We start from the raw sequence: 9,154 nt of genomic DNA on the forward strand, positions 1-9,154 counted from the left end.
CATCAGCCGCTACCGGCACGTGAACTTCGACTCGGCCCAGTCGGCGAGCGCCACCGTGTCGAAGGCGGTCCGCGGTTCGACCACCAGCCGTACGGTCCGGTGCCCGGTCAGGTCCACATGGACGGGCACGGCGGCCTGCCCGCCCTCGACGACCCCGGACCGCCACAGCCGCACCCCGTCCGCGTAGACGGCGAAGGTGACCTCGCCGAGGCCGAGGGTCATGTCGTCGATGCCGGCCATCGCGTCGTAGGCGGTGCACTGCCGGTTGAGATCGATGGTGACGGAGGACCGGCCGTGCACGGTGACGCCGTGCGCGTACTCCTTGCCGGCGACCGTCACGCCGTACCGCTGCCACACCCAGCTGCTGTCGCCGAGCCGCATCTCCGGCCGGGTGCCGTCGCCGGTGACGTCGAAGCGCAGCTCGCTCCACTGGTAGACGACCGGGGCGGGCGGTGGAGTGGGCGTCGGTGGGGGAGTGGGGGCCGGTTTCGGCGGGGTGGGCGTGGGTGTCGGGGTGGGGGTCGGTTTCGGGCTGGGAGTGGGCCGCGGGCTCGGGGTCGGCGTCGGAGTGGGGGTCGGGGCCGGTTCGGGGGCGAGGACGACCGGCTCGGGTTCCGGTTTCTTCTTCGACGGGGTGGGGGTCGGTGTCCCGGGCTGTACGGCCGGCGCGGACGGGGTGGGTCTGGCGGCCTCCTTGACCGGATGGCCGTCGTTCGTCAGGGCGAGGGCCACCACGGCGATCGCCGCCGCGACCACTCCGGCGGCGATACCGGCCTTCACCGGCCCCGCGAGCCCTTCCGAGGCCGCGGCGCCCCCGGCCCCGCCGCCCGCCCCGCCGGACGAACCGCTCGCCGCGGCGGCCGCACCCGCGGCCCCCACGCCGGCACCCCCGGCGATGATCCCGAGCGCCTTGGCGTAGCCGGCGGCCCCGAACCAGCCGATGACCGCGACCGGTACGACGGCCGGGATACCGCTCGCGACCTCTTCGATCTGGGTGGCGGCCAGCCGGCACCTGGCGCACTCCTCCAGGTGCTTGCGCAGGCCCCGCTCGGCGCGGACCCGCAGCTTGCGGCGGGCGTAGCCGCCGAGCTGGTCGGCGTAGCGGGCGCACTCCTCGTCGTCGACGAGGGCGGCGCTCACATGGGCCTGGAGGTAGGCCTGCTTGAGGCCCTCACGGGCCCGGCTGGCAAGGACCCGGGTGCCGTTGGCGTCCAGCCCGAAGAGGGTGGCCACCTCGCTCGGCGACTCGTCCTCGACCTCGGTGTGCCACAGCACGGCCTGCCAGCGCTCCGGCAGCGAACGGAAGGCCTGCATCGCCAGCGACTGCTCGGCCTCGTGCATCGCGCGCACCTCGGCGCCGAGGTCCAGTGTGTCGTCGTCCGACACCTCGGAGCCCCGCCCGGCCTGCGCCGCGAACAGCGCGAAGTCGTCGACGAGTTGCTCACGCCGGGCCGACTTGATCCACTGCGCGGCGACCCGCCGTACGGAGGTGAGCAGGTAGGCGCGCACGGCGTACTCGGGCCCGGACCCACCGCGCACCGCCTGCAGCATGCGGGCGAACACCTCGGCGGTCAGGTCGTCGGCGGTGTGTCCGTCCCGGCAACAGGTGCGCGCATAGCGCCGCACCGCGTCCGCGTGCCGCCGGTACAGCTCCTCGTACGCCGAGTCGTCGCCGGCCCGCATCCGCTCGATCAACTGGCTGTCGGGATGCGGCAGTTCCCGGGGCGGCGGCAGGGCACTCCCGTCACGCTGTGCCGGAACGTTCCCTTCCGGCGGTTCGCCGGCCGGCGGCCGAGCGGCCCGCCCGCCCTGGCTCGGCACCTGCGGCGAGGTCGTCTCCTCACCGAGGGACTCGTCCCACCCGTCAACGCTCATCGCGGAACGCCCCCGATGCCTGCCCGACCGACCGAATCACCGGCTCAGACTGCCACACCGCCTTTTGCCCGGGCCCCCGAGCGACGAAACGGTCACCCGGAAGGGGAAAAGCCGACAGGCGTGCGGGACTACAGCGCCCCGTAAGGGGCACGGGGCTGTGTTTGATGTGCGGCTGCCGCCGAGTGGGCGCGATCAGCCACAGCCAACCCGCACCCACCCACGGCCATCACGCAGCCATCACACGGCACACGCCGCAGCGCTCCCGCGCGCACCGCAAGCCACCCTCACTGCCGGGACCGCAGTCCCTCCAGCAGAATCTCCAGCAACCGAGCCGAAGCCGCCGCCTGCTGCGCGGCATCCGGCAGGGACGGCGCCGCCGTGGCGATCACCAGCAGCACGTCGGAGACGGAGACGTCCGGCCGCAACTCACCGGCCTCCCGCGCCCGTTCCACCAGCCGCCCCACGACGTCGAGCAGCGCGGCCGCCCCCGCGTCGTCGTCGGCGCCGGCCACCGGCTCCCGTTCCTCCGAGACCAGCCGCAACTCCGCGGCTCCCGGCTGCGTCCGCTGCTGCGGCACCCGGGCCTCCTCGGCCCCGGAGCCGGCCACGGCACCGCCGCCGACCTCCTCCGGCGCCCCGACCCGGAGCACCTGCGGCGGCAGCAGCCGCCCCGCTCCCGACGCCACCGACGTCCGCAGGAAGCGCGACAGCGCCGACCACGGTTCGTCCTCCTGCCCGAGCGCGGCCCGCGCCTGGTCGGTCAGCCGGGAGGTCTCCTCCTCGGCTATCCGCCGTACCAGCACGTCCTTGCTCGGGAAGCGCCGGTACACGGTGCCGACCCCGACCCGCGCCCGCCGCGCCACGTCCTCCATCGGCGCGCCGTACCCCAGCTCGCCGAAGACCTCGCGCGCCGCACGCAGCACGTGCTCCAGATTGCGCTGTGCGTCCACCCGCAACGGCGTCGTACGCGGCCCGTCACCGCGTCCGTTGCCCGCCGCCGCGGTCACCGTTCCGCCACCGGCCGCCAGAGCGGAAGCCGATGCCCAATGTGTGTCCTGAATGTGCATTTGTATTCCCCCGGTTAACGACGTCTCCCCCCGGAGACTCTCCCCGTCACTGATGGCCGGAGCGAGCGGAACTGCGACCGACCCATGACCGATCCATGGACCCCGGGCCGGGCGGACCGCCCGTCGCGACCCGTTCGACCACATCCCCTACACCCCGTCGCCACACGAACATAGTTGAGAGGCTGTCAATTCAGAAGGGGGACGTTCCGCACGGTGCGCCCCTCGATCGGAGTACGGGTCGCTTACCTCCCGATTCGGCGCCTTCGCGTCCCCCTGCCCGCCCCCGCTGACCTGGCCCCTTTCGTCCGGCCCGGCGCGTGCGCCCGGCGCCCCGGAAAGCCGCCCGCCGGTCACACAAATTGCCGGGGCTGTGGACAAACAACAGTCACGGGTGCGTCATGGGATGGTGAAGGAACGTGCGCGCATTCTCGTTGTCGGCGGCGGCTACGTCGGGATGTACACGGCCCTGCGGCTGCAGCGGAGGCTGAAGCGGGAGCTCAGGCAGGGTGAGGTCGACATCACTGTCGTCACCCCCGATCCCTACATGACGTACCAGCCGTTCCTTCCCGAAGCGGCCGCGGGTTCGATTTCCCCTCGTCATGTCGTCGTACCCCTGCGGCGCGTTCTGGACCGGTGCCATGTCGTCATCGGCGAGGTGACGGCCATCGAACACGCCAAGCGCACCGCCGAAGTGGCCACCCTCGCCACCGCCGAGGAGCGAAAAGGCGCCACCTTCCTGGAGTACGACGAACTGGTCCTCGCCCCCGGCTCGATCGCGCGCACCCTGCCCATCCCCGGTCTCGCCGAGCACGGCATCGGCTTCAAGACCGTCGAGGAGGCCATCGGCCTGCGCAACCACGTCATCGAGCAGATGGACATCGCCTCCTCCACCCGCGACCCCGCGATCCGCGACGCGGCCCTCACCTTCGTCTTCGTCGGCGGCGGCTACGCGGGCGTGGAAGCCCTCGGCGAACTGGAGGACATGGCCCGCTACACCGCGCGGTACTACCACAACGTCCAGCCCGAGGACATGAAGTGGATCCTCGTCGAGGCCACCGACCGGATCCTCCCCGAGGTCGGCCCCGAGCTGGGCCGCTACACCGTCACCGAACTGCGCCGCCGCAACATCCAGGTGCTGCTCGACACCCGCCTGGAGTCCTGCGCGGACCGCGTCGCCGTCCTCAGCGACGGCCAGCGCTTCCCGACCCGCACCCTCGTCTGGACGGCCGGCGTCAAACCGCACCCGCTGATCGCCGCCACCGACCTGCCGCGCACCCCGCGCGGGCGGCTGAAATGCACCGCCGAGCTGACCATCGACGGCGTCGACCACGCATGGGCCGCGGGCGACGCCGCCGCCGTCCCCGACGTCACCGCCGCCGAACCCGGCACCGACACCGCCCCCAACGCCCAGCACGCGGTCCGCCAGGCCAGGGTCCTCGGCGACAACATCGTCCACGCACTGCGCGGCGAAGCCCTCGACACGTACGCCCACAAGTACGCCGGCTCGGTCGCCTCGCTCGGTTTCCACAAGGGCGTCGCCCAGGTCTACGGGCGCAGGCTGAAGGGCTACCCTGCCTGGTTCATGCACCGCGTCTACCACCTGAGCAGGGTGCCCACCGTCAACCGCAAGGCCCGCGTCCTCGCCGAATGGACCCTCTCCGGGCTCTTCAAACGGGAGATCGTCTCGCTCGGATCACTCGAACATCCCCGAGCGGAGTTCGAACTCGCGGCCGGTGGAAAGCCTCCTCACAGTCCCTCTGACGACTCGAACGGGTCGTCCTGACGGAACTCAGGAACTCCACGGACCGCCCCGGCGTCTGACGGATGTCGTCGCCGACGGCCACCCTGCCAGACTGCCCCCGACCGAGCACAAGGCTTCTCCCCAGCTCCTCCCCAGAACTGCACCGGGGGACTTCCCCCGGCCCCCGGCCGCTCCCCGAGCCGGCCGGAGACGACGACACGAGGCAAGGTTTCGTGAACTTCACGCGCTGGAGCGCCCGGCTCCCCGGAACGCAGCGCCGCGCCGCAGCGCGGACCGAGCACGCGGTCTCCCCGGACCGGCGGGGGGAAGGCTCCGTACCCGCGGCCCGCGCCGAACAACTGACCGACGACTCGCCCTGCGTGCCCGCGGTCGACGAGCTGCCCGCCCGCGGCGTCCTCGACCACGTCCCGGCCCTGGTCGCCCTCGTCCACGGCCCCGACCACCACATCGCGTACGTCAACGACGCCTACACGACCGCCTTCGGCGTACGCCCCCCGGGCGCCCCCGCCCGCGAGGCCCTGCCCGAACTCGCCGAACTCGGCCTCCTCCCCCTCCTCGACCAGGTGCTGCGCAGCGGCAAGCCCCGCACGCTCAAGTCCCGCAAGGCACTCGACGGCCGTACCTACACGTTCACCTGCACCCCGGTCGCCGAGAACGGCGACCGCGACGGCGGCGTCCTCCTCTTCGCCACCGACGTCACCGACCACGCGGAGGCGGCGGAGCGGCTGCGCGCCAGCGAACGCCGCCAGCGCGAGACCGCGGTGACCCTGCAGCGCAGCCTGCTCCCGCAAGAGCTCGAACAACCCGACGACCTGCGCATCGCCGCCACCTACCAGCCCGGCGGCACCGAGGCCGCCGTCGGCGGCGACTGGTACGACGTCATCACCCTCGGCGGCGGCCGCACCGCCCTCGTCATCGGCGACGTGATGGGCCGGGGCGTCCGTGCGGCGGCCGTCATGGGCCAGCTCCGCACGGCTGTCCGCGCCTACGCCCGCCTGGACCTCCCCCCGCACGAGGTCCTCCAACTCCTCGACGGCCTCGCCACCGAGATCGACCCGAACCAGATCGCCACCTGCGTCTACGCCGTCCACGACCCCAACGAGGGCCGCCTGGTGTACGCCTCCGCCGGTCACCTGCCGATCCTGGTCCGCGACGAGAACGGCGGCGTGCTGCGCACCGAGGAACCGACCGGACCGCCGCTCGGCACCGGCGGCTGGGTCCACGCGTCCGCCTCGGTACCGCTGGGGCCCGGCTCGACGGCCGTCCTCTACACGGACGGCCTGGTCGAACGCCGGGACGCGGACCTGGACCAGGGCATCGAGGCCCTGGCACACGCACTGGCAGGCGCCACCGGCACCCCCCAGGTCATCTGCGACCGTCTGGTCCGCTCGGCCGGCGTCACGGCCGACCACGACGACGACGTCGCCGTCCTCGTCCTCCAGCATCCGGCCCGTACGGGCCCCGACAGCGACCTGTTCCGCAACGCCGCGCTGGAACTCCTCGGCGGCATCGAGGCAGCGCCCCGCGCCCGTGCGTTCGCCTCCGGCGTGCTGACCAGCTGGCGCTTCCCGGCCGACTTCCACGACCTGGGCGTCCTCGCCACGAGCGAACTGGTCGCCAACTCCCTCCAGCACGGCACCCCGCCCATGCGGCTGCGGCTTCGCCGCACCGACCGCCGACTGATCATCGAGGTCACGGACGGCGACGACCATCTCCCGCGCCGCCGCCGCGCGGAACCGGGCGACGAGTCGGGCAGGGGCATCGCGATCGTGGCGACGATCGCTTCGGGGTGGGGGTCGAGAAGGACACCCGGGGGCGGGAAGGCGGTGTGGTGCGAGTTCGTACTGCCGAAGGGGTAGCGCTGTAGGGGTGCGGCCCTTGTGTCTCGGCTGAGGGCACCCCCAGCGCCCCTACGGGGCGCTGCAGTCGGGTCAGCTTCCTAGCCCCCCACTACGCTGACACGGACTCCGAAGCCGCCCCACCCCGCGCCACGACCCTGCTCCTCGCAGCCAGCCAAGGCCGGTCCTGGACGTCGGTCAGCCGCTTCCCGAGTCGCACCGCCAGGACACTGATCCCCAGCGAGAACAGCAGGAACGTCACGACGTACGGCGCAGGCAGCGACGCCCCCAGCGGCCCGCCCACCGCCGGCCCCACCGCCAGTGCCAGCTGCTTGACCAGCGCGAACGCCGAGTTGTACTGCCCGGCCATCCCCTCCGGCGCCAGGTCGGCCACCAGCGGAGCCACCGTCGGCGACAGCATCGCCTCACCCAGCCCGAACAGCGCGTACGTCGAGACGAACGCGGCCGTCGCCATCTCCTGGCTGCCGTGCCCCAGCCCCGCGTACCCGGCCGCGACCCACGCGACGGCCCAGATCAGCCCGACCCCGGCGATCACCCGTGACCGCCGCCGACGCTCGACGAACCTGAGCACGGCGAACTGCGCGACGACGATCATCAGCGTGTTCGCCGCCAGCGCGGTCCCCAGCGCGGACGTGGATATCCCCGCCGCCTCGACGCCGTACGCGCTCAGCCCGGACTCGAACTGCCCGTAGCAGGCGAAGAACAGCACGAAGCCGAGCACGGACAGCTGCACCATCGCCCGGTTCCCGAGCAACTGCTTCCAGCTGCCCTTCGCCGACGACGCGGCCGGCGCGTCCGCGATCCGCGGCGAGTGCGGCAGCCGCACCGTCGCCATCACGACGACCAGCAGCAGGAACATCGCCGCCTCGATCGCGAAGAGGAGAGTGAAGGAGGAGACCCGGGTCGTGTCGACGAGGTGGCCGCCTATGAGGCCACCGACACCCAGCCCCAGGTTCTGCAGGAAGAACTGCGTCGCGAAGGCCCGGGACCGGGTCTCCGCCGTCGAGCAGCCCACGATCATCGTCGCCAGTGCCGGCTGCATCACGGCCTGTCCGGCCCCGAGCAGCGCCGCCGCGGCCAGCACGGCCGGACCGCTCCCCGCCAGCCCCAGGCTCAGCGCACCGACAGCGGCCGTCACCAGGGCGGTGAGGAGGACCGGCAGTGGGCCGCGCCGCACGATCGCCCGGCCGGCGAACGGCAGCACGATCAGCGCGGCCACGGCGAAGACGGCGAGCACGACGCCCGCCGTCATGGCACCGAGCCCCCGCACCTGCGCCACATAGACGTACAGGTACGGGACGGTGAAACCGAGCCCGAACGCGCTGAGTGCGTTGCCCACGTGGATCCGGCGCATCGCTGCGCCCATCGCCCTGGTCACGTTCACCTCTCTCAGGTCGTCAAGTCGACGGACTGCTGAAGCCTGAAGACTTTGAAGCTAAAGTTTGAAGCTAAAGACTACATCGCGAAGGACTTCAACGCCAAGCGTGTCCGTGCGATACTTCGGACCATGGCCGACACCACCGGCGCCGCCGAGCCGACGCTCGACGAGCAGATCGCCGCCTACCAGCGCGAGTTCCAGGACCTCGACCCCCAGGTCGAGAAGATCGTCTCGGCGCTGTCCCGGCTCAACCGCCGTATGAACGTCGCCTACGGCCGCCAGACCGGCGCCCTCGGGATCAGTAACGCGGAGTGGGAGGTCCTCAAGGCCCTCGTCCTCTCCGGGGTGCCCTATCGCATGGGCCCCAGCGAACTGGCCAAGCGCCTCGGCCTCACCCCGGCCGCGATGACCCACCGCATCGACCGGATGGTCGCCGAGGGGCTCGTCACCCGGGAGAGGGACGAGTACAACCGCGTCCGGGTGATCGTCGAGCTGACCCCCGAAGGGCGTGAGAAGTGGCTGGAGGCCATGCGCCTCGCCTCCGTCTTCGAGGAGGATCTGCTCCAGGACCTCTCTCCGGCGGAGCGCGCGGTGCTCGGCGAGGTCCTCACCCGGCTGCTCCGCCGCGTGGAGCACGCCCAGCCCGACGCCGGCGGCCGGCTCACCGACCTGGACTGACGCCCGGGTGAGCGGGCCGTGGAAAAAATCTTGACAGGGAGGGTTGACGCCCCCCTGCCCGCCCCGTAATGTTCTCCGGGTTGCCGCGGAGCCGTAACGGTTCTGCGACAGCACCTCCGCCGCATGAGCGGCACCCAAACCAGCAGCACGATCTCCCGACCGGGTTGATTTCGGCGTGCCCGAATTCAATTCGATTTCGGGTCTCAGTGGTGCCCGATCGGACCGCGAGGCCCGATTGGGAATCGCGGAGCGGATCCGCTAGGGTTTGGGACGTCGGAACGGCTCAACGGCCGGGAAGGCAACACCCGCTGACTGGGAATCAGACGCCGAAAGGATCTGATAGAGTCGGAACCGCCGGAAAGGGAAACGCGAGAGCGGGAACCTGGAAAGCACCGAGGAAATCGGATCGAGAAAAGATCTGATAGAGTCGGAAACGCAAGACCGAAGGGAAGCCCGGAGGAAAGCCCGAGAGGGTGAGTACAAAGGAAGCGACCGTTCCTTGAGAACTCAACAGCGTGCCAAAAGTCAACGCCAG

At 71.7% G+C, this 9,154-nt stretch carries 7 protein-coding genes; 3 read left to right on the forward strand and 4 right to left on the reverse strand.

Features of this window, described 5'->3' with window-relative positions; translation table 11 throughout:
* Window positions 1–9: 9 nt before the first annotated feature.
* Together ABT137_RS12465 and ABT137_RS12470 are read right to left on the reverse strand one after the other, a co-directional pair.
* Window positions 10–1,875: a sigma-70 family RNA polymerase sigma factor gene (locus ABT137_RS12465; protein ID WP_351706605.1), complete on the reverse strand. Its 1,866-nt coding sequence runs from the start codon at window positions 1,873–1,875 to the stop codon at window positions 10–12.
* Between the two features lie 284 nt (window positions 1,876–2,159).
* Window positions 2,160–2,942, reverse strand: coding sequence for a TetR/AcrR family transcriptional regulator (locus ABT137_RS12470; protein ID WP_351706608.1), 783 nt, complete (start codon window positions 2,940–2,942; stop codon window positions 2,160–2,162).
* Window positions 2,943–3,345: 403 nt separating this feature from the next.
* Here ABT137_RS12470 and ABT137_RS12475 point away from each other — a divergent pair, with 403 nt between their 5' ends.
* Both ABT137_RS12475 and ABT137_RS12480 read left to right on the forward strand, forming a co-directional pair.
* Entirely contained in the window at window positions 3,346–4,725 is a 1,380-nt protein-coding gene (locus ABT137_RS12475) for an NAD(P)/FAD-dependent oxidoreductase (RefSeq protein ID WP_351706611.1), read from the forward strand.
* A gap of 191 nt (window positions 4,726–4,916) precedes the next feature.
* Entirely contained in the window at window positions 4,917–6,563 is a 1,647-nt protein-coding gene (locus tag ABT137_RS12480; RefSeq protein ID WP_351706614.1) for an ATP-binding SpoIIE family protein phosphatase, read from the forward strand.
* A 91-nt stretch (window positions 6,564–6,654) separates the two neighbouring features.
* Here the strand turns inward: ABT137_RS12480 and ABT137_RS12485 are convergent, their stop codons facing one another.
* Complete coding sequence (locus tag ABT137_RS12485) at window positions 6,655–7,929, reverse strand: MFS transporter (protein ID WP_351706665.1); 1,275 nt, start codon at window positions 7,927–7,929, stop codon at window positions 6,655–6,657.
* A gap of 141 nt (window positions 7,930–8,070) precedes the next feature.
* Here ABT137_RS12485 and ABT137_RS12490 point away from each other — a divergent pair, with 141 nt between their 5' ends.
* Window positions 8,071–8,619 (forward strand): MarR family winged helix-turn-helix transcriptional regulator, encoded by a 549-nt coding sequence (locus tag ABT137_RS12490; RefSeq protein WP_351706617.1) that lies wholly within the window; start codon window positions 8,071–8,073, stop codon window positions 8,617–8,619.
* Window positions 8,620–8,938: 319 nt separating this feature from the next.
* Here ABT137_RS12490 and ABT137_RS12495 read toward each other — a convergent pair.
* Window positions 8,939–9,154: hypothetical protein (locus ABT137_RS12495; RefSeq protein WP_351706620.1), on the reverse strand; the 216-nt coding region annotated here is incomplete at its 5' end.

It is taken from the genome of Streptomyces sp. NPDC001980 (assembly GCF_040296885.1).
In the GTDB taxonomy this organism is placed as follows: domain Bacteria; phylum Actinomycetota; class Actinomycetes; order Streptomycetales; family Streptomycetaceae; genus Streptomyces.